Origin of the sequence: Bellilinea caldifistulae (assembly GCF_001306055.1) — a bacterium.
GTDB classification, from domain to species: Bacteria; Chloroflexota; Anaerolineae; order Anaerolineales; family Anaerolineaceae; genus Bellilinea; species Bellilinea caldifistulae.
On the sequence record NZ_LGHJ01000017.1, the window covers coordinates 185,690 to 210,937 of the forward strand.

Annotated in this window: 26 protein-coding genes and 2 tRNA genes; 11 read left to right on the top strand and 17 right to left on the bottom strand. The window is 52.5% G+C overall.

Translation table 11 applies throughout. From position 1 onward, the window contains the following. Positions 1-57: 57 nt before the first annotated feature. Positions 58-546 carry an adenosine-specific kinase gene (locus AC812_RS11995; RefSeq protein ID WP_061918772.1) on the bottom strand — a complete coding sequence of 163 codons (489 nt, stop codon included), beginning with the start codon at positions 544-546 and terminating at the stop codon, positions 58-60. A 114-nt stretch (positions 547-660) separates the two neighbouring features. Between AC812_RS11995 and AC812_RS12000 the strand changes: the two genes are divergently transcribed. Continuing rightward, a complete protein-coding gene (locus AC812_RS12000) occupies positions 661-1,383 on the top strand; it encodes a queuosine precursor transporter (protein WP_061918774.1) in 723 nt (240 codons plus the stop codon). Here the strand turns inward: AC812_RS12000 and rsmI are convergent. The 8 genes from rsmI to AC812_RS12040 form a co-directional block, all read right to left on the bottom strand. Continuing rightward, positions 1,376-2,044 (bottom strand): 16S rRNA (cytidine(1402)-2'-O)-methyltransferase, encoded by a 669-nt coding sequence (rsmI, locus tag AC812_RS12005; protein WP_061918776.1) that lies wholly within the window; start codon positions 2,042-2,044, stop codon positions 1,376-1,378. The two genes, AC812_RS12000 and rsmI, sit on opposite strands and share 8 nt — an antisense overlap. A gap of 25 nt (positions 2,045-2,069) precedes the next feature. Further along, the gene (locus AC812_RS12010) at positions 2,070-2,873 is read right to left on the bottom strand and encodes a polyphosphate kinase 2 family protein (protein WP_061918778.1); all 804 of its coding nucleotides are present in this window, start codon (positions 2,871-2,873) and stop codon (positions 2,070-2,072) included. A gap of 128 nt (positions 2,874-3,001) precedes the next feature. After that, complete coding sequence (locus tag AC812_RS12015; protein ID WP_061918780.1) at positions 3,002-3,754, bottom strand: YceI family protein; 753 nt, start codon at positions 3,752-3,754, stop codon at positions 3,002-3,004. A 127-nt stretch (positions 3,755-3,881) separates the two neighbouring features. Then, positions 3,882-4,493, bottom strand: coding sequence for a recombination mediator RecR (gene recR / locus AC812_RS12020; RefSeq protein WP_061918782.1), 612 nt, complete (start codon positions 4,491-4,493; stop codon positions 3,882-3,884). 13 nt (positions 4,494-4,506) lie between these two features. Next, on the bottom strand, positions 4,507-4,857 hold the full coding sequence (locus AC812_RS12025) for a YbaB/EbfC family nucleoid-associated protein (protein WP_061918784.1): 351 nt from the start codon (positions 4,855-4,857) through the stop codon (positions 4,507-4,509). Between the two features lie 37 nt (positions 4,858-4,894). Then, the gene (gene dnaX / locus AC812_RS12030; protein WP_061918785.1) at positions 4,895-6,556 is read right to left on the bottom strand and encodes a DNA polymerase III subunit gamma/tau; all 1,662 of its coding nucleotides are present in this window, start codon (positions 6,554-6,556) and stop codon (positions 4,895-4,897) included. 13 nt (positions 6,557-6,569) lie between these two features. After that, on the bottom strand, positions 6,570-6,986 hold the full coding sequence (locus tag AC812_RS12035; RefSeq protein WP_061918787.1) for a DnaJ family domain-containing protein: 417 nt from the start codon (positions 6,984-6,986) through the stop codon (positions 6,570-6,572). 22 nt (positions 6,987-7,008) lie between these two features. Continuing rightward, positions 7,009-7,530: a lamin tail domain-containing protein gene (locus tag AC812_RS12040; RefSeq protein ID WP_061918789.1), complete on the bottom strand. Its 522-nt coding sequence runs from the start codon at positions 7,528-7,530 to the stop codon at positions 7,009-7,011. A 104-nt stretch (positions 7,531-7,634) separates the two neighbouring features. On the opposite strand from AC812_RS12040, the gene AC812_RS12045 reads away from it, so the two are divergent. Then, the gene (locus AC812_RS12045; protein ID WP_061918791.1) at positions 7,635-8,111 is read left to right on the top strand and encodes an NYN domain-containing protein; all 477 of its coding nucleotides are present in this window, start codon (positions 7,635-7,637) and stop codon (positions 8,109-8,111) included. Positions 8,112-8,381: 270 nt separating this feature from the next. Next, positions 8,382-8,458 (top strand) — tRNA-Arg (locus tag AC812_RS12050). 62 nt (positions 8,459-8,520) lie between these two features. Here the strand turns inward: AC812_RS12050 and AC812_RS12055 are convergent. Next, on the bottom strand, positions 8,521-8,883 hold the full coding sequence (locus AC812_RS12055) for a hypothetical protein (RefSeq protein ID WP_061918792.1): 363 nt from the start codon (positions 8,881-8,883) through the stop codon (positions 8,521-8,523). A gap of 200 nt (positions 8,884-9,083) precedes the next feature. Here AC812_RS12055 and AC812_RS12060 point away from each other — a divergent pair, with 200 nt between their 5' ends. The 3 genes from AC812_RS12060 to AC812_RS12070 all read left to right on the top strand — a co-directional run bounded on the left by AC812_RS12060 (position 9,084) and on the right by AC812_RS12070 (position 10,602). Continuing rightward, entirely contained in the window at positions 9,084-9,503 is a 420-nt protein-coding gene (locus tag AC812_RS12060) for an Hsp20/alpha crystallin family protein (protein ID WP_061918795.1), read from the top strand. A 104-nt stretch (positions 9,504-9,607) separates the two neighbouring features. After that, positions 9,608-10,354 (top strand): biotin--[acetyl-CoA-carboxylase] ligase, encoded by a 747-nt coding sequence (locus tag AC812_RS12065; RefSeq protein WP_169787306.1) that lies wholly within the window; start codon positions 9,608-9,610, stop codon positions 10,352-10,354. 26 nt (positions 10,355-10,380) lie between these two features. Beyond that, positions 10,381-10,602 (top strand): hypothetical protein, encoded by a 222-nt coding sequence (locus tag AC812_RS12070; RefSeq protein WP_061918799.1) that lies wholly within the window; start codon positions 10,381-10,383, stop codon positions 10,600-10,602. 3 nt (positions 10,603-10,605) lie between these two features. On the opposite strand, the gene gyrA is transcribed toward AC812_RS12070, so the two are convergent. Next, on the bottom strand, positions 10,606-13,089 hold the full coding sequence (gene gyrA / locus AC812_RS12075) for a DNA gyrase subunit A (RefSeq protein ID WP_061918801.1): 2,484 nt from the start codon (positions 13,087-13,089) through the stop codon (positions 10,606-10,608). 265 nt (positions 13,090-13,354) lie between these two features. Here gyrA and AC812_RS12080 point away from each other — a divergent pair, with 265 nt between their 5' ends. The 5 genes from AC812_RS12080 to AC812_RS12100 all read left to right on the top strand — a co-directional run bounded on the left by AC812_RS12080 (position 13,355) and on the right by AC812_RS12100 (position 16,916). Further along, the gene (locus AC812_RS12080) at positions 13,355-14,248 is read left to right on the top strand and encodes a PstS family phosphate ABC transporter substrate-binding protein (RefSeq protein ID WP_061918803.1); all 894 of its coding nucleotides are present in this window, start codon (positions 13,355-13,357) and stop codon (positions 14,246-14,248) included. A gap of 4 nt (positions 14,249-14,252) precedes the next feature. After that, a complete protein-coding gene (gene pstC / locus AC812_RS12085; protein WP_061918805.1) occupies positions 14,253-15,152 on the top strand; it encodes a phosphate ABC transporter permease subunit PstC in 900 nt (299 codons plus the stop codon). A 9-nt stretch (positions 15,153-15,161) separates the two neighbouring features. Continuing rightward, on the top strand, positions 15,162-16,028 hold the full coding sequence (gene pstA, locus AC812_RS12090) for a phosphate ABC transporter permease PstA (RefSeq protein ID WP_172460301.1): 867 nt from the start codon (positions 15,162-15,164) through the stop codon (positions 16,026-16,028). 6 nt (positions 16,029-16,034) lie between these two features. Further along, entirely contained in the window at positions 16,035-16,793 is a 759-nt protein-coding gene (locus AC812_RS12095) for a phosphate ABC transporter ATP-binding protein (RefSeq protein ID WP_061918807.1), read from the top strand. Positions 16,794-16,841: 48 nt separating this feature from the next. Beyond that, positions 16,842-16,916 (top strand) — tRNA-Val (locus tag AC812_RS12100). Positions 16,917-17,022: 106 nt separating this feature from the next. Here the strand turns inward: AC812_RS12100 and AC812_RS12105 are convergent. From AC812_RS12105 to AC812_RS12130, 6 genes are read right to left on the bottom strand one after another with little or no spacing between them, the layout of a single operon-like run. Next, a complete protein-coding gene (locus tag AC812_RS12105) occupies positions 17,023-17,379 on the bottom strand; it encodes a hypothetical protein (RefSeq protein ID WP_061918809.1) in 357 nt (118 codons plus the stop codon). A 1-nt stretch (position 17,380) separates the two neighbouring features. Beyond that, positions 17,381-18,292, bottom strand: coding sequence for a hypothetical protein (locus tag AC812_RS12110; protein WP_061918811.1), 912 nt, complete (start codon positions 18,290-18,292; stop codon positions 17,381-17,383). 18 nt (positions 18,293-18,310) lie between these two features. Then, entirely contained in the window at positions 18,311-20,395 is a 2,085-nt protein-coding gene (locus tag AC812_RS12115) for a hypothetical protein (protein ID WP_061918813.1), read from the bottom strand. Further along, the gene (locus AC812_RS12120; protein WP_061918815.1) at positions 20,388-21,467 is read right to left on the bottom strand and encodes a hypothetical protein; all 1,080 of its coding nucleotides are present in this window, start codon (positions 21,465-21,467) and stop codon (positions 20,388-20,390) included. Before AC812_RS12120 ends, AC812_RS12115 begins: the two co-directional genes overlap by 8 nt. After that, entirely contained in the window at positions 21,464-22,747 is a 1,284-nt protein-coding gene (locus AC812_RS12125) for a hypothetical protein (RefSeq protein ID WP_169787307.1), read from the bottom strand. Before AC812_RS12125 ends, AC812_RS12120 begins: the two co-directional genes overlap by 4 nt. Positions 22,748-22,806: 59 nt before the next feature. Beyond that, complete coding sequence (locus AC812_RS12130; protein WP_061918819.1) at positions 22,807-25,071, bottom strand: phage tail protein; 2,265 nt, start codon at positions 25,069-25,071, stop codon at positions 22,807-22,809. Positions 25,072-25,248: the final 177 nt, after the last annotated feature.

Below are 25,248 nucleotides of genomic sequence, written 5' to 3' on the forward strand. Positions count from 1 at the left end.
AGACAGGCTCAAGACGTAGTTCAAGCTGCAGGGGTTCCCTGCCTGCCTTACCCCGTCTCAGCCGGCCTTGTAGCCAATCTGGCGCAGGAAGTTCTTCCGCCAGGCAATGTCTTCGGCGCCTTCAACACCCTTGGGGCTGTAACCGTCAATCACGCCCAGAATGCCGCGTCCCTGCTCACTTTGAGCAACGATCACCTGAGTCGGATTAGCGGTTGCGCAAAAAATTCGGCAAACCTCCGGCACATTGCGCAGCGCATTCAGCACATTGATCGGGTAAAATCCGTTGCCGAGGAAGAGAATAAACGAATGTCCGGCGCCAATTTTCTGGGCGTTCTTCTGCGCCAGTTCAATCATCTGTTCATCGGTTCCACTCCAGCGAATCAGGCATTTGCCGGAGGCTTCGCAAAAGGCCAATCCAAAGCGGATGCCCGGCACGGTGCTGACCAGCGCTTCGTGAATGTCCTCCACCGTCTTGATGAAGTGCGACTGTCCCAACACAAAATTGATCTCTTCCGGTTTTTCAATGCTGACCAATTCCAATTCCATTGCCCGATCTCCTTTCTGCTTTAATTTTACCCATAAATGGTAGAATTACCGAAGTCAGACAGAGGAAATCCTGTTGAAATCCAATCCATGAGCAGGTAAGGTCTTTAGGATTTTATGCAAAACGAAACCAACCGCACATACCGTTACTTTGACTGGGTCATGGCTTTGTTCGTCACTGTGCTGATCATCAGCAACATCGCTTCCTCAGCCAAAATTATAGACTGGGGGGTTTCAATCTTTGGACTGCGTTTAGCCTTCGATGGCGGTACCATCCTTTTCCCGATCTCGTATATTTTCGGGGATGTCCTGACTGAAGTGTACGGCTTTCGGCGAGCCCGCCGCGTCATCTGGACGGGGTTTGCCATGCTGGCGCTGACCGCCTTTGTCCTCTGGCTGGTGCGGATCATGCCCGGCGAAGCCACCTGGCAGGAATATGCCGGCCAGACCGCCTACGAAGCCATTTTGGGCGGCATCAGCAGCGGCGGGATTGTGCTGGCTTCTCTGGTGGCTTATCTGGCGGGCTCATTCAGTAACTCCATCGTCCTGGCGCGCATGAAAGTCATCACACGCGGACGTTTTTTGTGGATGCGTACCATCGGCAGCACACTGGTCGGTGAAGGGGTAGATACGCTGATCTTTATCTTTGTGGCAACGCTGGCGGGAGTCTTCCCTTGGGAATTATTCGCCACCCTGACTTTGACCAACTACATCTTCAAGGTCGGCATTGAAGCCTTGATGACCCCCATCACTTACCAGATTGTCAACGCACTCAAAAAGGCTGAAAACGAGGATTACTTCGACACCCACACCCGCTTTACGCCTTTTGCAGTCAGGTAGATTTGCCCGCAATCACCACCACATATTCCCCGCGGATTGGCTCTTTTTTGAAGATCTCGATCAGTTCGGCTAATGTGCCGCGATATACGGTTTCAAACATCTTGGTCAGGTCGTTGGCAACCGCAGCCGGGCGGTTGCCATATACCTGCAGCGCATCTGCCAGGAAGGCTTGCAGGCGATAGGGACTTTCGTAAAAAATCAGCGTGTGCGGGCTGTCCTGATCAACAGCCAAAAAACGCTGGCGCGCCCCGGTTTTGCGCGGTGGAAAACCCCGAAAAGTAAAACTATGCACCGGCAAGCCGGAAAGCACCAGCGCGGCAATCAGGGCGGTTGGGCCGGGAATGACCGTCAGCGGCAGGTTCTCCTCGATCACCCGGCGCACCAGCAAATAGCCGGGGTCAGAAATGGCCGGCGTGCCGGCATCGGTCACCAGCGCCAGCGAACTGCCCTCTTTCAATAATTCCACCAGGCGCGGCAAGGCGCGCTCCTCGTTATCTTCGCGAAAGGAAATCTGCCGCTTGTGAATGCCAAAATGCTTCAGCAGCAGGCCAGTTTTGCGGGTGTCCTCGCTGACCACATAGTCCACCTGCTGGAGAGTTTCCAGGGCGCGCTGGCTGATATCGCCCAAATTGCCAATCGGCGTCGAGACTAAATACAACACCACGGAAACGCCCCAACTTGCCGGTTTATTCGATCACCACCTGGCTCAGGTCTTCTTTGGGCTGGGGAAATTGCATCTTCAAACCTTTGAGTGCATCCACCAGCACACTGGCAATCACCAGATTGCGGTACCACTTCTTGTTGGACGGGACGATGTACCACGGTGCAAACTCCGTGCTGGTTTTGTTCAGCACATCTTCATAGGCTTGCATGTAATCGGCCCAACGGGCACGTTCTTTCAGGTCGCCCACGTTGAACTTCCAGTGCTTGGTGGGGTCGTCCAAACGCGCCTGCAGGCGTTTTTTCTGCTCCTCCGCATCAATGTGCAGGAAAAATTTTAAGATAAGCGTCCCTTCCTCAGCAAGCATACGCTCAAAGTCGTTGATGTGGGCAAAGCGGCGTTTCCAGACTTCCTCCGCCACCAAACCGTGAACCCGCACAACCAGCACATCCTCATAGTGGCTGCGATTGAAGATGACGATTTCCCCTTTGGCCGGTGTCTGGCGATGAACGCGCCACAAGTAATCGTGATCCAGTTCCTCCGGGGTTGGTACTTTGAAATTGGCAACCCGCACCCCCTGTGGATTCACTCCTTCAAAAACATGACGAATGACCCCATCTTTACCGCTGGTATCCATTCCTTGCAGGACGATCAGAACTTTATGCTTGTGCTCGGCGTATAACAACTCCTGCAAGGATTCCAGTTCCCGGTTCAATTCCTGCAGCCGTTCTCTGCCCTCGTCTTTGCCGCCATCAAACGAGTCAGTTTCATCGGGATCCCAATCCTTCAAACGGATCTTCTCTTCCGGTTTTACGCGGTATTTGTCCATCGCCGCTGCCTCCCAATTGAAATGATGAGTTGATTATAGCCTCAATCCAGTGGAAAATTGAAATAAAAACGGGATGGGTCTCTTTCCCATCCCATCCGGTATTCACCCCTTTTCCTCTTTCCAAAAATTCACGGCCGGGCAACAAAATCAAAGGTCAGTTTGACCTGATCTTCCGTGTTCAACACACCCAGAATGGAGATTGGACCAACGCCAAAATCGCTCATCAAAATCGTCGTCGTAGCTTTTCCGGTCAGGGTTTCGCCCTGCAATTGCGCGGTGATTTCGAAGGCTACCTCACGGGTCACGTCTTTAACGGTCAAATTACCAATGACCCGAAAGGCATACGGCGTAGCCTCATTGTACGACTGAGGCAATCCTTCAACCCGCAACGGCTCAAAACGGGCAATCGGGTAGCGCGCCGATTCCAGCCATTGATTGCGAATCACCCCATCACGACGGGAAGAGTCCGACTTGAACTGGCTGATGTCCACCTCGATTACGCCGATGCTGCTCTCCGGCGGATTGGAAAGATTGGCGTACACCTCACCGCGCACCTCCGTTGTCACGCCCACCGCAATCGCAAAGCGGTTATTTTGATTGATGAAGGTCTCACCAACTTCGTAGGTTACCCGAGACTCACCCGGCACAATTTTGAAAACCCTGGTTTCGGCCTGCTCGCCCCCAGCCGGCTCAGCCTCGCTCGTTTCGGTGGGTTGTGGGTCGCTGGGCGCTGGCGTCGGCTCGACGACAGGCGGTGAGGTTGGAACGGCCGTTGGTGGATCTAATTCAGCGGTCGGTTCTGGAAGCGGGGTCGCGGCGGGTGCGCAGGCAGAGATAATCAACAAAATCAAGACGAACCAGACAGTTACCTGTTTTTGCATGGTTATACTCCTTCGGTTGGGACAAGGTTTTGTCCGTAATGGTCTGATACGATAGGATAAAGTTTATCCTATTAGTATTAATTCAACATGAAAATGAATAACCCCCGCCGGACAAAACCAACGGATGTCAGGAGCCCAATTCCTGCCGTCCGGCCAGAGCGCGCAGCAAAGTGTTTTGATCGGCGTACTCCAGATCTCCCCCCACCGGTAAACCACGCGCCAGACGGGTGATGCGCACCTTGCTATTGGCCAATTGCTGCTGAATATACAGTGCGGTAGCATCCCCCTCCATGCTGGGGTTGGTCGCCAGGATCACTTCCCTGACCTTGCCGCTTTTTACCCGTTCCAGCAGCGGTTTGATTTTCAAATCATCCGGCCCAATTCCCTCGATGGGAGAAAGCACGCCGTGCAAGACATGATAGCGCCCAAAGTAACCGGCCGTCCGTTCCAGCGCCAGCACATCCAACGGTTCTTCCACCACACAAATCACCCCCTCGTCGCGCTGGGGACTGGCGCAGATATCACACACCTCTTGACCGGCACGGGTGATATTGAAACACACCTGACACAAACCGGTATCACTTTTCAGCGCCAGCAGCGCTTCGGCCAGCGAACGGGAAATCTCCTCCGGCGCTCGCAGCAGATAAAAGGTCAACCGCGAGGCAGTTTTTGGCCCAATGCCGGGTAAACGCTCAAAAGCCAGCGTCAAATTTTGAACAGCATCCGGTAAGATTGGCATTCCAACCACTCAATCAAAGACCCAAACCAGACAAACCGCCAGCCAACGGGCCCATGCGTTCCTCAGCCAGTTTTCGCGACTGCTCCAACGCCAGATTGACGCCGCTCAGCAGTAAATCCTGCAACATTTCCACATCGGCGTCTTTTAGGAGTTCAGGGTCAATTTCAATCGCCTTACAAACCTGCGCGCCGGTCATGGTAACCTTGACCGCCCCGCCGCCTACCGAAGCCGTAACGGTTTCCACCTCTAACTGAGCTTGCGCAGCTTCCATTTGCTCCTGCAACTTGCGAATCTGGGCCATCATTCCGCCGCCCATGCCGCCCGCCGGAGCAGCACCGCGATTAAATCCTTTTCCTTTTGCCATTCCTGCCTCCTTGATTTTCCTTTACTTTCAATTTCGATTATTCCTTATGCACAATTTTTCCACCAAGTCGTATTGCCGTGCTGACCATTCCATCCGCCTCAATATCGGCATCCAGTTGGATTTGACCGCCTTTACCCTGCACGACAATGCAGGCGATTTCGATTTCTACTCCCAACACATCCCGGATGGCTTTGCGGGTGATTTTCAAGTTATTGCCTTTTTCCATCATGGTTTTCAGCACTTCACTGCCAAACCCCAGCTGAAGCACACCGTTTCGCATGGTGATGGACTTGCAGGAATTGAGCAGCCCATCCACCGGTGAACTTTGGGATTTAACCCGCTGGCGGATTTTTTGCCAGTTTTCGAGAATGGTTTGCAATTCCACTGCTGGGCTGTTTTGCGTGGGTGCAGACGGCTCAACAGCAGACGGCTCAGCCTGCATTTGTGAATCAGTGGGCCGCTCCGCAGACATTTCGGAGAGGGGCGATTGTCCGCCCGGCTTCGGGGCTGCCTCCGTTTTGGATACGGCGGCTTTATCGGCCTTTCCCACGCCGTGTGAAGCGGTTGGCGTGGAAACGGCTGGTTCAACTGTTCGACCCACTTCCTGTCCGGCAGGGGCGGAGCGCTCGCTGACCAGTTGCGCCAGGGCCATTTCCAGCGGCAAAGCCGGCTGCCAGGCACTCCGCTGATCGCTGGCAGCCAGATTGAAGGCCTGAACCGCATCCAGTAAAGCCGGGATCGTAAATCGGCGGGCATGGTCGCTCATCTGAGCCTGCTGTTCTGGGGTAGCCTCGATCATGTCGCCATTGCCCAATCGTACCAACAGCACATTGCGGCAATAGTCCACCACCTGGCGGGCAAACTGGCGCGGGTCGCTTCCGCTATCCAGCGCCATATGAATGGTATTCAGCCCTCTGGCCGCATCCCGCTCCAACAGGGCTTCCACCAGTTCAATGACGGCTTGACCGGCAGCCGTCCCCAGCACCTGCTGGGCATCCGCCAGCCGGATTGGCCCACCTGTAGAGGCCAGTTGATCCAGCAGCGAAATGGCGTCCCGCAGACTGCCGGTTGCCTGACGGGCAATCAAGGTCAGGGTTTCCTCATCCACATCCACCTTCTCCTGCCGACATAAGTGTTGCAGATGCTGCACAATCAACCTGACCGGGATGCGGCGGAATTCATGCCGCTGGCAGCGGGAAAGCACGGTTGCCGGTATTTTGTGAATTTCGGTCGTCGCCAGAATGAAAATCGCATGTGGCGGCGGCTCTTCCAATGTCTTGAGCAGGGCGTTAAAAGCCGCCGTGGAGAGCATGTGAACTTCATCAATGATGTAGACCTTGTATTTGCCCTGAGTGGGAGCAAAATTGATCTTGTCGCGCAGATCACGCACATCATCCACGCTGGTGTTGGAGGCAGCGTCTATCTCGATCAGGTCGAGAAAACGACCGTTATTGACCGCCTGACAATGCTCACAACGATCACACGGTCGTTCCGCTGGCGATTCGGCAAGACAATTTACCGCCTTGGCCAGCAGACGAGCGGTGGTGGTTTTACCGGTACCGCGCGGCCCGGCAAACAGATAGGCGTGTCCCACCCGCTCGCCGCGAATGGCGTTTTGCAGGGTTTGGACGACATGATCCTGCCCGACTACCTGATCCCACAGGCGGGGACGCCACTTTCGATACAATGCTTGAGACATGGTAACCTGCTTTTCAAGGGTTCTGGTCTTGAACGGACTGCGCCCGTTCCAATTCTCGTTCAAACTTCAAAGGCGGCACATGAAAATGATCCGAGGGCGCCCCTAAATTGTACCGGAAAATTCGCCGGTTCAAGCGGTCAATTTGGTTTTTCACCCAATCCATTCTGGCGATTGGATTGCCCTGCCGGTACAACTGGGCAAATTGAGTGCGAAATTGTTGTACTTCGCTTTCAATTTCTTTGCGTTCTTCCAGCCACGGCAAACTGAAGCCGTTCCGTCGCAGCAGTGAAAATGCCATGCGCCATTCGGCGGGTTCAAAAGGATTTTCCTCCCATTGTAACGGTTTACCTTTGCCGGGCAAATTGTCCCATTGACCGCTTTCGATTGCCGAGCGAATTTTTTGTTCGGCGATCCACTCCCAAACGTTCATATACTTCTACCTGCCATCTCATTTACGGTAAGGTATAAGCAGCTCGCAGGTTGCCCTGCCAGTCATATAAGGAAACCACATCACCGCTGCGGAACACGGCCTGATTCGCCCCCCAGTACAGCTCCATGACGGTATTATTGCCCGCCCGGCTGTACAGGCGGACGGCGCCGTTCTTGTTCAGCAACAGGTAAGGGAAAGTGTACTCCGCTCCGCGTCCATTGGTGAGTTTCCAGCCGGTCAGCAGCAGCTCGCCTTCACCAACCCGCCTAAGCAGGACAGCCTCGTTCTGCAAATCGCCTGCACCGATAACCGTTTCAATCAGAATTACCGGCTCCTCCAACGGAGGCAAAGTAGCCTCACCCCCCGGCTGAGGCTGCGGGGAGCTCAAAGCCGAAGGAATGCCACCGCTGCCCGCCACACTGACCGGCAAAGGCTGGACAGGACGCAGGTTACGGTCCCACAACAACAGAACCGTCAGCGTGGTAGCCGCCGATATGATGATATTCAGGATCAGAAAAGGAATGACTCGCTTCCAGCTTTTCATATGTAAAAAAGAAAGGTACTTCTTTTAACGATGGGATGAAGGTTATCCGTTGCATAGAATCATAGCATACTTTTCCGGTAAAATGAGGATAGAGGAAGCACCCAATGCCCTATTTGATTGACGGTCACAACCTGATCCCTCGCATCGGCGGCCTGCGGCTGGACAACCCGGATGACGAACAGCGTTTGATTCGCCTGCTGCAGGCCTTTGCTGCGACCCGTCGGCAAAAAATTGAGGTGTTCTTTGATCGCGCCATGCTGGGCAGAGCCGGCCCGCAGACCTTTGGACAGGTAACCGCGTATTTTGTGGTACGCGGTTCCAGCGCCGACGCCGCCATTGCCGCCCGCCTGAAACAACTGGGGAATTCGGCAGCCGGCTGGACGGTGGTCAGCTCTGACCATGAGGTTCAGGCGGCAGCCCGCCGCAGCCGAGCGCGCTTCGTTTCCAGTGAAGAATTTGCCGCTCAACTCATCAACAGCCAGCGCCGGCCTCCGCAGGAGGAAAAGCCCCAGCCCAGTGCAGCCGAAGTGGATGAAATGCTGCGCCTGTTTCGGAAAAAAGGCGGACGAAAATCGGACTGAATTTTAAGAAAACTCTTATAGATTTTTAATACAATTTGGACAAAATTAGTGTATATTAGCAATGACACCAACACTTACTGGTAGATGGTGTCAATCCACCGAACAGGCGGTTCAGCGTGTCCCCCCCACGTTGAATCACAACCCTGAGGTGGAGTTCCCTCCCTGAGGATCGGCAGGCGTGTCCCCCCCACGCCTGCCGGTTCGTTTACGCCAAAGGCGCAATTCTCTTGCCACTCCCTTTTTGCAATGCTATAATCCCCTCTGAATGACGCCCCCGTAGCTCAAAAGGACAGAGCGAGGCACTCCTAACGCCGAGGTTGTGGGTTCGACTCCCGCCGGGGGCACCAGGCAGAAAAGAAAAACCCCGCTTTGTGCGGGGTTTATTTTGAACGGTTGAACCCGGGTTTGGTTAACTGCCGAACTCGCCGCCCTCTTCGTCGTCATCGAGATCAATTTCGATCTCGGTCTCTTCATGCTTGCGGCGTACCCATAGCAACAACACCTGTCCCTGTTCGGTTTCCACCGACTGAGCCGCCATGATCGGCACACGCTCTTCCATCCCCAGCGGGTTTCGGTAGTGCAGGTAAATGTGGTTTTGTTTATGCCATGCCCGATGGCAACGTTCAACCAGGGCCGCGCCGTTGAAGGTGCGCAGGCGGGTCAATGCCAGATCGTACAACGACGGACTTTCATTCAGTCCCAACGCCCAGCCGTCGTCAATGGTTTCAAAATCGGGGGTCGGCCCTTCAATAATTGTGATTCGATCGTCCATTTTTTCTTACTCCAAGCCGCAATCATACCACAATTTTCGTTTACAGGCTTTTCAATTTTACAAGGTTGCCAGGGGGATTAAAGATTTTTCCAGGCATACTAATAAAAGTTTTACATTCTTCTGATCAAATATCAATAAAAAATATCTAAAATCGGCGTATAACCTCAAACAGAGGTAACGATTCAAACCGGAGGATTGAAATGAGCATTTACTGGATTAACCCGTATGCCCGGCGTATGGCCCGCCGCCATTGGATGGAACGGCTGAATGAAGAATGGCCGTCCGAACAGGGAGAAGTGATTTTCCCGGTGGATGTACTGGCGAATGAGAACGGCTACACTATCACCGCTTTACTGCCCGGCGTCAAAGCCGAAGACCTCAATATCCAGGTGGTGGACAACCGTGTGTCCATTCAGGGGACGCTCAAAATTGAACGCGACGAAAAAGCCGAATACCTGCTCGCCGAACTTCCCAGCGGTCGCTTTTGCAAGACGATTGACCTGCCTGAAGCCGTGGATTCCAACAAAGCGGAAGCCAGCCTGAAGGACGGTGTGCTGACCCTGTTTGTCCCCAAAGCCGAACACGTCCGTCCGAAAACAATCAAAGTAACTGCACGCTAAATTGCCCGCAACGAAACAGCCGCCTCTTTACTGGAAGGAGAGGCGGCTGTTTCGTGTACAATTAAAGGGTGATTCCAAAGGATTTACTCCTATACCTCGAAGGCTTGCCGCTGCCGGAAGTGCGTTTCTACGCTGAAACCGGCTCGACCAATCAGGATGCCCTGGACTGGGCGGCTCAAGGTGCGCCTGAATTGGCCCTCGTAGTTGCCGATCATCAAACTGCCGGGCGCGGCCGGTTTAGCCGGCAATGGTTCACCCCGCCCGGAGCAGCGTTGGCTTTCAGCATCGTGCTTCGACCGGTTCAGGTCTCCACGGCTCACATTCCCCTCTATTCCCCACTGGGAGCCTTGAGCGTGGTGCAGGCGCTGGAAAATGCTTATCATCTGAAGCCGCAAATCAAGTGGCCCAACGACGTTCTCCTGAACGACCGCAAGGTTTGCGGTGTGCTGGCCGAAGCGCTCTGGCAGGGCGAGGCTTTGCAAGCGATTGTGCTGGGGATCGGCATTAATGTTGCACCCTCCTCAGTGCCGCCCGCCGATCAAATCCTCTTTCCCGCCACCTGTGTTGACGAAGCCGTCGGCAGGTCAATCAACCGTTGGGAATTGCTGGCAAAGGTCCTGAAAGTCCTATTGGAATGGCACGGTAAAATTACCACTTCTGCGTTTTTCGCCGAGTGGCAAAAACGGCTGGCTTTTGTCGGTCAAATGGTGCGGCTGGAAAACCCCGGCGGCGATTCTTTTGAAAGTCTGTTACTCGGTGTCCATACCAACGGACATCTACGCCTGCAATTGGATGACGGCAGCGAAAGAAGTTTCGCCATCGGCGATTTGAAATTAAGGCCGCTCTCCTGACCGTCTTTCTGAATCGGAGGTTTTGAATGTTAGACGACTTGCGCAATTCGGCTTTTCAAGAATTACCGGAGGAAGAAGACCAGACCCCCCTGCTGGAACAAATCAAACCCACTCGCACCATAGCAGCCAGGCGAACATTTTTAGGGATGACCGCCCCCCAGCGGTTTGTCATCGCCGTATTGCTGCTGCTCATGACCTGTGTCTTGGGAGTCCTTTGTCTGGTGCTTACCGGGCGGGTTTGGGTTTAGGCCTCAAACGCCGCTCTCTCCGTTCTTTTCCTCTTCTGCCCGTTGAAGATCCCGTGCTGAAATTCTAGCCACCGAAGCCACATTGTCATCATCTGCCAGAACCATCAGGCGTACCCCGCGGGTCGCGCGGCTGGTACGGCTGATGTTTTTTACCTTCATGCGGATGATCAAACCGCTGGACGAAACAAGGGTGATATCATCGTTTTCTTCCACCACCCGCACGGCGGAAATTTTTCCGACTTTTCCCAGATTCTTCTGGTCTATCGTGGCTATACCGCCGGTATTGCGGCTCTTGACCGGATATTCACTGAGCGGGGTGCGTTTACCAAAGCCACGCTCGGTAACGACCAGTAAATCGGCATTCGGCTGGACGACTTCCATGCCCGCCAGTTGATCTCCTTCGCTCAAGCGAATTCCGCTGACGCCAGCGGCTTGCCGCCCCATGACACGGACTTCATTTTCGTTGAATCGCACTGCTTTGCCTTTTGCCGTGACCAGAATGAGTTCATCTTGACCAGTGGTAATCCGCGCCCAACCCAGCTCATCGCCTTCTTCCAGGCTAATCGCAATCAGGCCAGAGGGACGCACACTGGCAAACTCGCCCAGGGCAACCCGTTTGACCCGCCCATTCACGGTAGCCATGGTGCAAAACTGGGCAGCCTCAAAGTCGGGGACGGCAACTGCGGCAGTGATTTTTTCATCCGGACCAACCGAGAGGACATTTACCATCGGAATGCCACGGTCGGTGCGCCCGGCATCCGGTATCTGATAGACCTTTTCGGAATAGACTTTACCCTTATCCGAAAAGAACAGGATGGTATGCAAGGTGCGCGCAGGAATGACCATCAGGGTTTCGTCTTCTTCTTTCAGATTCTGACCGGTTACCCCGCGCCCGCCGCGCATCTGTGTGCGAAAAGCCCGCGCCGCCACCCGTTTGATATAACCACGCTGGGTGATCATGATCAAAACATGTTCATCGGCAACCAGATCTTCTTCATTGAAGGCTTCATTGGCTTCGGCAAGCAGATGAGTGCGGCGCGCATCGGCATATTTTTCGCTGACTTCTTGCAGGTCGGCCTTGATCACATCCAGAATTTTATTGGGGGAAGCCAGCAAATCCTCCAGATAGGCAATCCGTTCCAGTAGTGAACGATGTTCCTCTTCAATTTTTTGGCGCTCCAGGGCTGCCAGGCGGCGCAATTGCATATCCAGAATCGCCTGCGCCTGCGTTTCGGTCAGATTGAAACGAACGATCAACCGTTCCCGAGCGGTATCTGCATCCGCTGATTGACGGATGGTCTGAATCACCTCATCGAGATTGGCCAGTGCAATCAGCAGTCCTTCGAGGATATGCGCCCGCTGACGAGCTTTTTCCAACTCATACTGAGAACGGCGGGTGATCACTTCGATCCGGTGTTCAATGTAAATCTGCAGGGCTCGTTTGAGGGTCAATAAACGCGGTTCGTTATCCACCAGCGCCAGCAAATGCGCTCCAAATGTGGTTTGCAGCGGCGTGTATTTATACAACTGATTGAGCACCTTGCGCGGTTGTGCACCGCGGCGCAGTTCAATGACAATGCTCATTCCCCGCCGGTCGGATTCATCGCGCAAGTCGGAGATTGCATCCAACCGTCCTTCCCTGGCCAGTTCGGCAATCCGCTCAATCAGGCTGGTTTTATTGACCTGGAAGGGTATTTCCGTGATCACAATTTGATACCGCCCGCCGCGCATTTCTTCGATATGCGCCTGTCCGCGCACGGTCAGTCTGCCGCGACCGGTGGTGTACATCTGGCGGATGGCCTCCTGACCAACAATCACACCACCGGTGGGAAAATCCGGGCCGGGCAGAAAACGCATCAGGTCTTCAATGCTGACCTCGTCCATCTGGTCATAATGGTCAATAAGGTAGATCAGGGCATCACTCAATTCGCGCAGGTTGTGGGGAGGAATGTTGGTTGCCATGCCCACGGCAATCCCGGCCGAACCGTTCAAAAGCAAGTTGGGTAAGCGGGCAGGCAGAACGACCGGTTCGCGCAACGAGCCGTCAAAGTTATCGGTGAAATCAACCGTATTTTTGTCAATATCCACCAGCATTTCTTCGGCCATAGCATTCAGCCGCGCTTCGGTATACCGCATGGCAGCCGGGGCATCACCGTCTATGGAACCGAAATTACCCTGGCCATCCACCAGCGGATAGCGCATCGAAAAATCCTGCGCCATACGCGCCATGGCATCATACACCGCCATATCCCCGTGCGGGTGATATTTACCCAGTACCTCGCCAACGATACGAGCCGATTTTTTGTAAGCACTGTTTGCCCGCAGACCCAGTTCCTGCATCGCATACAGAATGCGCCGGTGTACCGGCTTGAGGCCATCGCGCGCATCGGGTAAGGCGCGCGCCACAATCACACTCATCGCATAATCCAGATACGCCGAGCGCATCTGTTCATCAATATCTACCGGTTGGATCGTACCGATATCCATAATGCTTTCCTTCTAAATCCAGAATGATAACCCTCTAATTATACCGCATCGAGTCCATTTTACCGGCCGGCTAACGCATCTCCCGTGCATGGCTTTCCCACCCCAAATCTCCTCTCCAATCCTGTTCTCTCTACAAGGGTATGGTAGCGAAGATTTACCGATGAGACCGACTTGCCCGTTATGACGATTTTCCCGAAAATTGGTGATTAAATTTATTTCGATGATTAAATTTCGTTGAACTTTCTCGTTTATAATTTATTCAGACATGAAAAGAGATTGTCTTGGCATCCTCGTTCTCATCACCAGCATCGTCCTGACGGCGTGCACCGCCGGTCAATCTCAACAAACCCCACCACCTTCAACCTATATCCAGAATAAAGGGTCAGATACCATCGTCAATCTGGCGCTGGCATGGGCAGAGGAATACCAGTCGCTTCATCCAGAGGTGCGTATTTCAGTCACAGGCGGCGGCAGCGGCACGGGTATTACCGCCATGATCAGCGGGACGGTGGATATTGCCAATGCCTCACGCCAAATCAAAGATGAGGAAATGCAAGCCGCACTGGCTAATGGTATTGAGCCGGTGGAACACGTTGTCGCCAGGGACGCCATAGCCGTGATTGTTCACCCCCAAAATCCCGTGGATCACCTTACGATTGATCAAATTTCTCTGATTTATCAGGGCGTCATCAATAATTGGCGGGAGGTAGGGGGTGAAGACCGCCCGATTGTCCGCCTTTCGCGCGAGACCAACTCAGGTACGCACGTGTATTTTCTCGAAGAGGTCATTCGCAAAGGGGAGAAGGGCAACAAAGCCATCTTCTCGGCAGACACCCTGTTGCTGCCTTCTTCCGAAGGCATTATTGCCGAAGTCAGCGACAACCCGAACGCCATCGGCTATGACGGGTTGGGTTATGTTACCGAACACGTCAAAGTACTGGCAATCGGCACCCAGCCAGAAGGGCCGTTTGTCTTTCCTTCCATTGAGACCGTTAACAGCGGTGCCTATCCGATTTCGCGCGATTTATACATGTACACCCGTCGAGATGCTCCGCCCCTTGTCAACGAATATCTGGAATGGATTATCAGCCCTGAAGCACAACAAATCGTTACTCGCTTAGGGTTCGTTCCTATAATTCAATCGAGCGCAGGAAAGTGACTCCATGAAAGCCCAGCGAGCCGCTCTCAATGAGAGAATCATCAATAGCCTGATCAAACTTGCCGGTTACTCCAGTATCGTATTTGTCGGTCTGATTCTGATTTTCCTCGTGCGGGAAGGTTTGCCGGCGCTCAACGATGTTTCGTTGAAGGATTTATTCGGATCACGCTGGTATCCGATCGAAGGATATTTTGGGATTCTCCCGTTGATTAGCGGTTCTTTACTGGTTACGGTGGGCGCCATCCTGATTGCCATCCCCTTGGGTATTGGCACAGCCGTCTTTCTGTCCGAATTTTCACCATCCTGGCTGAGAAATCTCCTCAAACCAATTATTGAAGTTCTGGCAGGCTTACCATCGGTTGTTCTGGGTTTTCTCGGCATTCAAATCGTTGCCCCGTTCTTCCGGCGCTTCCTGGATCTTCCCACAGGTCTGACCGCGTTTACAGGTGCGGTATTGCTGGCTCTCATTTCTTTGCCAACGATTGTATCCATCGCTGAAGATGCCCTCAACACCGTACCACCGGCGTACCGTCAAGGAGCGCTGGCACTCGGTGCCACCAACTGGCAAACCGCCTGGGGCGTGACTGTGCCAGCCGCTCGTTCCGGCCTGCTGACCGCCCTGATGCTGGGAATTGGGCGCTCAATTGGCGAAACCATGGCGGTGATGATGGTAACCGGCAATGCGCCGGTTCTGCCTTCGGGTTTGAATGCGCTGTTCCTGCCAGCCCGCACGATGACTGCAACCATTGCCTCCGAAATGGGAGAAGTAGCCACCGGCTCTCCGCATTACCATGTGCTCTTTTTTATCGGCATCATTCTGTTTCTGATTTCACTCGTGGTCAATCTAACCGCTTCGTCCCTATCACTACGCAGCCGAAAACGGGCGGAGCGCCTGCTTTCGTGAGGTTTTCCGATGAACTTACCCGAGTATTCCCGCAAAATGAGGCAGGTAGAGGTGTTGGGCATCAATTTACTGCGCCTGATCACCCTGCTGACTGCTGTACCGGTAATTGGAATCATTGTTTTCATTCTCATTCGCGGTTTACCGGCGATCTCATGGGAATTTTTGACTCAAATGCCGCGCGATGGGATGCGTGCCGGTGGAATATTACCGGCAATCATTGGCACGGTATACCTGACTTTGGGGACGGCTATCTTTTCGGTTCCATTGGGAGTTGCCGCCGGCATTTATCTGGCTGAATATGCCAGTGATAACGCTACCACCCGACTGATTCGGATTGCCATCATCAATCTCGCCGGTATACCCTCTGTAGTTTATGGCTTATTTGGTCTGGGCCTGTTTGTGCTGTTTCTACGCTTGGGCACCAGCATCCTGGCAGCCTCGCTAACGCTGTCCATCATGACCTTGCCGGTCATCATCAGCACGACGGAAGAAGCGCTGCGTTCGGTTCCAAATGCCTTTCGGGTGGTCAGCACCTCGTTGGGTGGTACACGCTGGCAAACGACCTGGCGTATCACCCTGCCCCAGGCCATGCCGGGTGTGATTACCGGGATCATTCTTGGCCTGGAACGGGCTGCTGGTGAAACTGCCCCCATATTATTCACCGGGGCTGCCTTTTTCTTGCCACGCCTGCCGGCTTCCCCGATGGATGCGACCATGGCGCTCCCCTACCACATCTTCGTCATTTCCACTTCTGTGCCGGGCATGCCGCTCCAAATTCAGTACGGGACAGTTTTGGTACTGCTGGTATTCGTGCTGGGGATGAACCTGCTGGCAACCCTCATTCGCAACCGCGCCAGAGCCCGTCGTCAATGGTAAAACCAGATGCAAAGTAAAATTTCTGTTCAAAACTTGAGCCTGACTTATTCCGATGGGGTTGAAAGCCTTCATGAGATCAATGTAGAAGTCATCGCAAACGCGGTGAATGTGTTCTTTGGCCCCGCCGGCGGCGGAAAATCCTCCCTCCTGCGCGCCTTCAACCGGTTAAATGACCTGGCCGATGTGCGCCACTTGAGTGGAGAGATCTGGTTCAATGGCAAAAACATTCTGGAGCCGGATACCGACGTCATCGAACTGCGCCGTAAAATTGGCATGGTGTTCTCCCGCCCGGTGCCCTTGCCGTTGACCCTCTGGGAAAATGTGGCTTACGGTTTGCTGCTGATGGGTGAAAAGCGTAAAAACCGACTGGATGAGGCTGTGGAGAAAGCCCTGCGTTTGGCCGCGCTCTGGGATGAAGTCAAAGACCGCCTGAACGACCCGGCCAGTGCCATTTCGGGCGGTCAGCAGCAGCGCCTGTGCCTGGCTCGCGTGCTGGCACTTGAACCGGAGGTCATTTTATTGGATGAGCCGACCTCGGCCCTCGATCCGGTATCTACCGCAAAAATCGAATATTCCCTGCTGGAATTAAAGGAACAATACACCATTGTGCTGGTTCCTCACAACGTACAGCAGGCGGCCCGCGTTGCCGATTATGCGGCATTCTTTTTGCAGGGGCGGCTGGTAGAATACGGGATTGGCAAACAATTGTTTGTTTCTCCCAAGGTCAAGGAAACCGAGGATTATGTTACAGGTAGATTTGGATGAAAAAATCTTGCCTGTCGTGGAAAATCCTGCTATAATCGAGGTTATTCAGGGCGCGTAGCTCAGTTGGTCAGAGCGCACGGTTCACATCCGTGAGGTTCGGGGGTTCGAGCCCCTCCGCGCCCACTGCATCGCAATTTTCACCGTTGCCGTAAATAATACCGAGCCTGGCCGGCCGTGCGCGTGACCGGAAGGTGAGCAGATCAGACGCTGGCACGTCTGATCTGCGTTTTTATTTTCCTATCATTAACATCAACTTCCGCATCGTGCTGATGTCCATCTCCTCTGGTAAGTCATCAAGCTGGATGGTTGACAAAGTAACCGTTACTTTGCTGTCCAGCAACTGCTTCATCTCTTCAGTAAATGACTTCACATTTTCCTGAGGAATGATGATGTCACCGTTCTCTCCCGCCCTGCCGTACTTTTCCAGCATTGACTTTCGCTGGCTCTCGAATGCTTCGAAGTGGGGTCGCAGGATATTGGCGTTTGACACAATATAAAACGCAACGTTGCGCTTAAACTTCTGATTGTCTGTTAAATCGAGAGTCATAAATTCTACAATCTCTTTGATGGTCAGGTCTTTCTGCATTTCACAACCTTTCTGACAGAATTTGCCGGATGGCTTTCAGTTCATCCAGTATTTGTTTCAGCGTGTCCGCTTCTGGCGCGGGTGTCGGCTCTGGTTTGGGAGCAGGCTCTTGCGGTTTCAGGCGTGGTTTGATTTCTGTAAGGAAATCTTCCTTATCACCGAGATAGTACTCAACGCCGATGTCAGTTGCAGCGCCATCAATAACTACATCCTGACTGCCCAAGTCCCAATAAGACAGTGATTTTTTGCGGTGACTTGTCCAGCCAAAGATTGCCGGTGCTGCGACATTTACTTTGTACTTATTGAGCAGTTCAGAAATAGTTGGTGCGGTTGTGGACAATTTTATCCATTTCGGAGCATGGATGTACAGTTCCGGTCTAGCACCAATTGTGGACTCAAGGCTCGGATTGGCATTGACAAAGTCCGCCCGTGAGTACACACCCAACTTAAACGGCAGCAAGACACCCGCCCGCTGTAACATAAGCAGGCGGTCAGTTATATCTCGCAGGGCAAAGCCGAGCCAACTATCCGTAACCTGCCCAGAGCCGGTAATGAGAGACATTTCGTACAAGCCCACGCTCATGAACGAGACCGCCTTATAGCGCAACAGGTTGACCAGTTGCGAAACAATCGGGTGCTTGTCGTTGGGCATTCGGTCAACATCCTGCATGGTGTAGCCATTGTGTAGCCAATAACCCACCCACAGGTCGTAGCGCACGCCGATTGCAAGACCGGCATCATACGCTTTCTGCACCATACCGGCAAAGACAGAGGGATTGATGAATGCCAGTTTGTTATCTTCGCTCTTTCCGCCGATATGGATGGTAACAAACTCCGCACCTGCATCCCGCAAAGATTTGAAATTGATTGCGCTATGCGACTCGTTGAGCAATAAACCTTTTAGATTGGACATGACAAATCTCCTTTCTGTTCAAACAATTCGTGTCCATGATAATACTGGCGTAAAACTACCAGTCAAAACATTTAAAGAACTCCCGCTGTCTTGATATGCTCCTAATTCGATATAATCTCCACTGTTTAATATCCTTAATACACTTAAAGTAATATGTATTGGATTTGTACTTGTTGCAGGATGCGATTGTAAAGCAATCTCCGTTGAGCCATTAAGATATATTCGTCCTATTCGTCTGCCTGTTGCGTTACCGGCAAAACTCAACTGTCCTGTAATAAGATATAATCCGCTTACTTGACAGGTTAATCTGGTAGGTGTGCCAGATGACCACTGGTCTGAAATCCCAGATGGATGACTATCCCAACCAACACCGGAAAAAGAGATTGTAGTCCATGCTCCACTTGATATAGGTTGGTCGGTGCTTCTGTATGCACGACAAGCAATTGCAGTAGATTTTGCAATATATCCAGTAATTTCTACATTTGTTGTATTACCTACCTCAAATGTTTGTGGTTCTAGTCTAATAGTATCTGCCTCTAAATCAATAGCATTAGAATTACAAACGATGTCATAACTACTTATAAATACAGCAGTTGCCGCTTGAATAGCCAATTGCCCATGATACCACATTCCAATATCGCCATATTTTGTTGAAGTTGAAAAGTCAATAAATTTTAAAGTTAAAGAATTATGCGGAATACCATCGTCCGCAACATTTAGACTTATTCCATTAGCATCAATTATTACATTTCCACCACCAGCATACAACTTTCCATCGCTTCCGAAGTATGCCTGCCTGACACTTGCGTTGAGACCATACAAGCCCGTCCTGTCTATCCACAATCCCGTGCCTGCGGTGGACGAAGTGGGCGGCGGGTTGCCAATAGCGATAGCACTGGAAGTACCTGCAATTTTGAGTACATTCTCAATTGTTGCATCCGTGCCGGATAACTTGATGACATCCGTAGCATAATTGCGGATACGGATAATACCGTCCTGGTCAATGGTAATGTTGGCTTTCCCGCTGGCATACTCACCAATAGCCACGCCCCACTTCTGTGCACTATACCCCCAATTGCCGTTAAGATCGCCGATGCGGATGATCTCTGTTTGCGCGTTATAGGTTGCGCCTTGCCGGATCAATTGTATCCGCGGCGTATCATACGCATTGAGTTCTATCCGCCCCTGCCCGCTCTGACCTAAGACCGCAAACGGCGTCCCCGATGACCATGTGTTTGCTCCGCTGCCGTCCAGATTGCGAGTAACATTATAAGTCGTGCCGCCAACCAGCGTTCCGACCCGCATGTACTCAACCTGACCGGCAGCGCGGATTAAAACAAAATCGCCCGGCGTCATCGTCTTGCCGAAATCAATCTGTGTATCTGCCGGCGCGACATTCGCAGCCAGCGCCCCCTCATCTTTGCTGATGAGCAGCCAACCGCCCAACAACGTAACGGTGTTTTGCGAGAACAAAATTGCATCCAGCTCACTCAACCAACCCTTACGCCAGAGCAAAGTCGATGAGCCGAGATCGTATGTGTCAGTTAACTCAGGATATAAATGGCGGGTTTTAGTCAATCCTTGAAACACATGATCGTTCGTCCATGTAAAAGCCGCAGCCGTATTGATTCGTAGGCCATTCCCGTCAACCGACAAGCCAGACCAGGAAGCATTAAGTAGCACACTCAAGGTCTGGTCAGTTGTCAACAGTCCGCCGCCGGTCAGTCCGTTGCCAGCCAGGATTGATCTATTAAGCCGTCCGGCCTCATATGCTCTTCGCGTCCCGCTCCCCTCGGCGTGTGCATAGATTGTATGCGCATCCGTGATCAGATGCGCATCGTATGCCGCCGATAATGCCGATATGTCAACGCCGTCAATCGTAATCCCGTTGGCCACATTCAGGTTGCCAATCAGGTCGCGCGTTCCGTCTATCTTGAGAAATTGTGGCGCCTGATTATCATCCAAACTTCCCGTATGGTGCGGAGAGTTGAGCCCGTGCGGTGTTGGTGCAAATGGACCCGTTCCGCCGCCGATGGTATTAATCAGTTCCAGGATGCGTGGCTTGAGTTTTGCGTATAACTCGCCAATGCGTAATTTATCCATCCATCATCCTCGTACCAATACTGAGCGGATTCCTTTGTAACCGCGCAGCAGGCAAATACCTGTTCATCTGCACGTCGAACTCCGCCTCCTCGATAAATAACATGGTCGGATCGGCGATCAGACCGAGATCAACAGAGCCCGGAATCACATCTTTCAGCCGGGCCCACACGCCCACCGGACAGGTCGTTGCGTGGTACGGATCGCCCCAGATGTTTTGCACACTCCCGTCCGACAGTAAATAAATCTCCGGCTTATACGGATCAGGATCGGGCTCTGGATAAACAATCAATCGTCTATCCCTTGTTACGCTTGCCAGCAAGCGCTTGCTGCCGCTGCCGGCATCCAGTAAATCAAGTAAATTATGCAGTGCCGTTGTATCGCCGTTGCGGTCAGGGTCAGATGACGGAGTACTGATTGTCCCGCGCCACTCTATCCCCGTCAGAAACTGACCCGCATTGTTAACAATATTCTCAATCTGTATTTGATTGCTCAAATCACCCGACCCGGTGTACGAATAATACTTCCAGTCCAATGTCTCAAACCACCCCGCGCAGGTAATCGTTGCGGATAATGCCTCACTTTCGGAAATATCGATTGTTGGTATCGGATATTTCGCCGCGTTGAGTAGATTGGATTGATATGCCAGCGCGGTTGCTTCGTTTGCATCCGATAGCGTTGCAACCAGTTCTTTGACTCCGTAAGTGGCTACGGAGTTACTATCAAACGCAAATGGCGTGATTGCTTTTGCGTTGTTCACGGTATATATAACCGCAATCTGGTTGTACATTTCGTCCAGACTCACTCCAACCTTCAGCCTTCCAACGTTGATTTCGATTTGATTGATGTATCCCCACCACACGCAAGATTCGCGGTCATCAAAAATCTCAACCGGGCAGCGTAAATATTCAATCAGTTCCCAGATCGCCCGCTCGTTGGTCCCCCTGACCTGTATAATCGCCGATTTCGGACCGCCGATTGCATGGAACGAATACCGCTCAGGAATAAATTCCACCGGTGGAAGTGTCAGCGGATTTTGAAAACCGCGGTCCATGATGCGAATGCTGAAACTCATAATCCGCATCTCCTCGGCCGGTAGTATGCCTTGACCGATAAAACACGCATGATATCCGCATCACCGGTATTGCCTTGCTGCAAAAAATAAATCCTTTGCAGCTTGCCCGGCACGATCTGAAGTGGTTTGCCAATGCTGGTATAATGCCCTGTTTTCCCGCCCTCCGACCATCCATCCGTGTACAACTGCTGATTGATACCATCATCCACAATTCGCACGCCGTAAGCCGCCCCGTACCCGCGTGGGATGAGGACACGATAGCCGTCAAGTGGCGATATTTGCAAAAAATCTATTTGCATATTCGCTGTCCCGCTTTTTTGCCCGTAGATCACCAGATCAACCGGTGCCAAGTCTCCGCTCGAAAGCAGCCAGGGCGGTATCTGTATTTCGCCAATCTCCTGTATCCGAGCGCCGCTGAGTAGAACCTCTTGCGAAGAAGCCACGGTAGTCAATATTGATCCAGCCGGAAACATGATTTTTGTCTGCAACCGGATGTCTTGCTGAACAGAACTCGTAAAAACACACAAAATCTTGAACCAGCGTTTGTTGGCAGCATTCAGATAAGCGGTATTCAGCTCGAATCGCACGAGAGGTATTTGATACGAATTGGACCATACGAAATCTTTCACATATCCACCGCTATACCCGGACGCAGCCTGGTTGGTAATACCACCTTGCAATGCAATTCCTGCTTCACCCTCAATAACATGCTGGAATGTCGCCGGCGTCGAATAAACATTGTGAGAAATCCATAATTCCGATAACCGTGCGCTGGAGTTGAACTGATTGGTCATCTCCAGCCGCACCGGAGCCGGCAAATCGCCAGAAATAGCATTGTCGGCAATTTCGATGTAATTATTGCGTTTGTTCGGTGCACTTCCCGCGCCGTCATTCGCGTTGTATACATTTAGACCGCTGGTATTGTTCGTACCGTTCCCATTTGTCAGTGGTATTTGTTGTTCCGGTCCCTCCCAAAACGGATCACGCTCAATAAAAATAGTAGCCCTGATCACACCCCTGCGAAACTGGCTGTACAGGCGATTGTTGTAAGAAATCATCCCGTTATAGATTCTCGACCGCCACGCTGTACCACCGTCAATTGAAAAATAAACCCATACCCCATTTGGACCAATCGTATTATTGCGCGCATATTCAAAAAAACGATTGATAGATCGTATCTTATCGACGGCCAGAGCACCCTTGACCATCACATCAAACGACTCGCCGATTCGCTGTTCCAAATCAAGTGCAGTTTCCGGAAAATAACCATCCAGCAGCACAATATCCCCGCTATTGAGGTTAATTTCGTTTGCCGATTCGTCAATCAGTTTGAGTGTAATCATCTGCCGCGTGCCCTCTCAATCTTCTTCACCAGCGTTCTGGCCAGCACTTCCATGTCCATATTGTTGTTGACGTTTGCCTGCACAACAATGTTGATCGGCACCGCTGCCGTGCCGCCCAAAAGCGCGCTCCCATTTCCGGGTATGCTCACCGACATCGCAGTTTCCGCGGTCATTCCCCTGATTACCCGATTAATATCCTGTTCAATATCGCGAAATTGGCTCGAGAACCCCATTCCAAGCCCCAGCGCCATATTCTCGCCGATTCCGGCAAAGACCTGGGATGGACTTTGAATCTTGAGCGCGTCCTTGACACCATCAATAATTCCGCCAATAAATTTCTCGACCTGCGATCTCAGCCATTCCGCCCGCTCTTGAATACCACTCCATATTCCGTTCACGATATCTTCACCGACCTGGAGGATCGTCCCCATCAGGCGGTCAATGCCGTCCACAAGTGCAGTAATCAAATCACCGGCTGCCTCTCCCAGCACCGGGAGCATTGTTCCGATGCCGTCAATCAGCGCGAGCACCAGTTCGACGGCTGCTTCCGCAATCATGGGAAGCGAGACGATCAACGCGTCCACAATCGCAATGACGATCTCCGGGATATACGGCAGCAGCACCGGGATTGCCTGAATGATCCCCGTGGCCAGCGCGAGAATCAATTGCAGGGCAGCATTGATTAACAGCGGAAGATTACTGATCAATGTCAAAACAATTTGCGGGATGATTTCGACCACAGCCGGTAACAACTGCGGAATTGCTTCGGCAATGCCGGTGGCCAGCGCGAGAATCAATTGCAGGGCAGCATTAATGATCATCGGCAGCTGCGACAAAATGCTTTTTACCAGCGCCAGCAAAATATTTATTCCCGCGGGAAGCAATAACGGCACACTCTGAATAATGAAATTAACCAGCGTGGTCAACATGTTGACTGCTGCCGGTATCAACGCCGGCAGTTGAGCAACAATCGCACTGATGATTCCCTGAAGGATTCCCAGCCCCGCTTGCAGCATTTGCGGTCCCTGTTCGGCTGCATCGCCGATGATTTCTCCGATCAATCCGCCAATACCGGCCGCCGCAGCGCCGAGATCGCCGTCCGATTCCTGCACGATTCCGACAAGGCGCGAAAGATATCCCTGCAAAGTATCGGCCAACCCGCTAAATCCGGGCAGGAAACTTGCCGCCAGATTCCGAACTGTTCCCTGCAAACCCAGTTTTAGAGTAGATAATTTATCGTCAAATGCTTCGAAAGCCCGGACGTTTTCTTCTCCCATCACCGCGCCGACCTTGTGAGCCTCTTCTGTCAGCGCAGCCATTTCATCCGCCCCCGCTTTGATCAGCGGATTGAGTTCCATCGCGGACTTGCCAAATAATTGCATGGCCAGCACATCGCGCTTTGTCTCGTTTTCGACGCCACCAAGTGCGGATATTGCCTCGAAGAACACTTCTCGCGAATCGCGCAATGCGCCGTTTGCATCTCGAATCGGTACGCCTAAAGCCCGGAATGCTTTGGCAGCATCATTATTGCCCTGGCTGGCTTCACCCATCGAACGGGTTAATCGGCTCAAAGAACCGGTCATCGTATCCAGATCGGTGCCGAGCATCGTGCCGACGAAATTCAATTCTTGCAGCTGCGTAGTGCTCAATCCGGTAACATTGGACAAATCCAGTAGTTCGCCGGAGAACTTTGCGGTATCCACCATCAGTTTGGTGACCCCCAGTCCAATTCCAGCCACAGCTGCCCCAAGCGCGGCGATTGCCGCAACGCCGATTTTTGCTGCCCCGCCCAAAGCGCCCAAAACGTTTGACAGCCCGCGTGTTTTTTCGGCTGTTTCAGCCTGGGCGCGTCCCAGCTCTTCAACTTTTTTTCCTGCGTCCTGCGATTCTTTACCCATCTGATCCAGCGCAGTTTGAGACTGTTTGAGCTCAAACTGCATTCTGTTCAGAGTTTCAGTTTCGCGGTTCAATTTGATTTGTAAATCCTGCGCCGCGCGGGAATTCTCCCCCTTCTCGGCAGCAATGCGCCGATACTCATTCTGTAAAGCCCCAACCTTTTTTTGTTGGAGGTCTATCTGACCGGTCAGCGCCTTGATGCGCATCTGTAATCCATCCGCGCTTTTTGACCAGTCCCCGAGAGCGGCGGCTGAGGCGCGGAAGCCGGATTCAATGATGCGAATATCCCGATTCAGGGCAGCCACCGCCGCCTTGAAATCGGTAGTATCCAGACTGATTTTAGAACTCAGCGGATTGTCGCTCATGTCATCCGGCCTCCGATTTACCAGCCATCTACCTGATCACAATACATTGTCTTGCCTGAACTGGCATCGCTCAATCTCGCGACCACCGGCAGTAAACTCTCGATGTCCGTATCATCAATGTCTCGCAGACTCCAGCCAAATGCCTTAATCAGCGATATTTCGAAATCAAGCAGCCAG

Bases quoted from the DNA above. Each gene is read 5' to 3' on its own strand.
- AC812_RS11995 (WP_061918772.1), bottom strand. From the start codon at position 546: ATGGAATTGGAATTGGTCAGCATTGAAAAACCGGAAGAGATCAATTTT.
- AC812_RS12000 (WP_061918774.1), top strand. From the start codon at position 661: ATGCAAAACGAAACCAACCGCACATACCGTTACTTTGACTGGGTCATG.
- AC812_RS12010 (WP_061918778.1), bottom strand. From the start codon at position 2,873: ATGGACAAATACCGCGTAAAACCGGAAGAGAAGATCCGTTTGAAGGAT.
- AC812_RS12015 (WP_061918780.1), bottom strand. From the start codon at position 3,754: ATGCAAAAACAGGTAACTGTCTGGTTCGTCTTGATTTTGTTGATTATC.
- recR (WP_061918782.1), bottom strand. From the start codon at position 4,493: ATGCCAATCTTACCGGATGCTGTTCAAAATTTGACGCTGGCTTTTGAG.
- AC812_RS12025 (WP_061918784.1), bottom strand. From the start codon at position 4,857: ATGGCAAAAGGAAAAGGATTTAATCGCGGTGCTGCTCCGGCGGGCGGC.
- dnaX (WP_061918785.1), bottom strand. From the start codon at position 6,556: ATGTCTCAAGCATTGTATCGAAAGTGGCGTCCCCGCCTGTGGGATCAG.
- AC812_RS12035 (WP_061918787.1), bottom strand. From the start codon at position 6,986: ATGAACGTTTGGGAGTGGATCGCCGAACAAAAAATTCGCTCGGCAATC.
- AC812_RS12040 (WP_061918789.1), bottom strand. From the start codon at position 7,530: ATGAAAAGCTGGAAGCGAGTCATTCCTTTTCTGATCCTGAATATCATC.
- AC812_RS12045 (WP_061918791.1), top strand. From the start codon at position 7,635: ATGCCCTATTTGATTGACGGTCACAACCTGATCCCTCGCATCGGCGGC.
- AC812_RS12055 (WP_061918792.1), bottom strand. From the start codon at position 8,883: ATGGACGATCGAATCACAATTATTGAAGGGCCGACCCCCGATTTTGAA.
- AC812_RS12060 (WP_061918795.1), top strand. From the start codon at position 9,084: ATGAGCATTTACTGGATTAACCCGTATGCCCGGCGTATGGCCCGCCGC.
- AC812_RS12070 (WP_061918799.1), top strand. From the start codon at position 10,381: ATGTTAGACGACTTGCGCAATTCGGCTTTTCAAGAATTACCGGAGGAA.
- gyrA (WP_061918801.1), bottom strand. From the start codon at position 13,089: ATGGATATCGGTACGATCCAACCGGTAGATATTGATGAACAGATGCGC.
- AC812_RS12080 (WP_061918803.1), top strand. From the start codon at position 13,355: ATGAAAAGAGATTGTCTTGGCATCCTCGTTCTCATCACCAGCATCGTC.
- pstC (WP_061918805.1), top strand. From the start codon at position 14,253: ATGAAAGCCCAGCGAGCCGCTCTCAATGAGAGAATCATCAATAGCCTG.
- pstA (WP_172460301.1), top strand. From the start codon at position 15,162: ATGAACTTACCCGAGTATTCCCGCAAAATGAGGCAGGTAGAGGTGTTG.
- AC812_RS12095 (WP_061918807.1), top strand. From the start codon at position 16,035: ATGCAAAGTAAAATTTCTGTTCAAAACTTGAGCCTGACTTATTCCGAT.
- AC812_RS12105 (WP_061918809.1), bottom strand. From the start codon at position 17,379: ATGCAGAAAGACCTGACCATCAAAGAGATTGTAGAATTTATGACTCTC.
- AC812_RS12110 (WP_061918811.1), bottom strand. From the start codon at position 18,292: ATGTCCAATCTAAAAGGTTTATTGCTCAACGAGTCGCATAGCGCAATC.
- AC812_RS12115 (WP_061918813.1), bottom strand. From the start codon at position 20,395: ATGGATAAATTACGCATTGGCGAGTTATACGCAAAACTCAAGCCACGC.
- AC812_RS12120 (WP_061918815.1), bottom strand. From the start codon at position 21,467: ATGAGTTTCAGCATTCGCATCATGGACCGCGGTTTTCAAAATCCGCTG.
- AC812_RS12130 (WP_061918819.1), bottom strand. From the start codon at position 25,071: ATGAGCGACAATCCGCTGAGTTCTAAAATCAGTCTGGATACTACCGAT.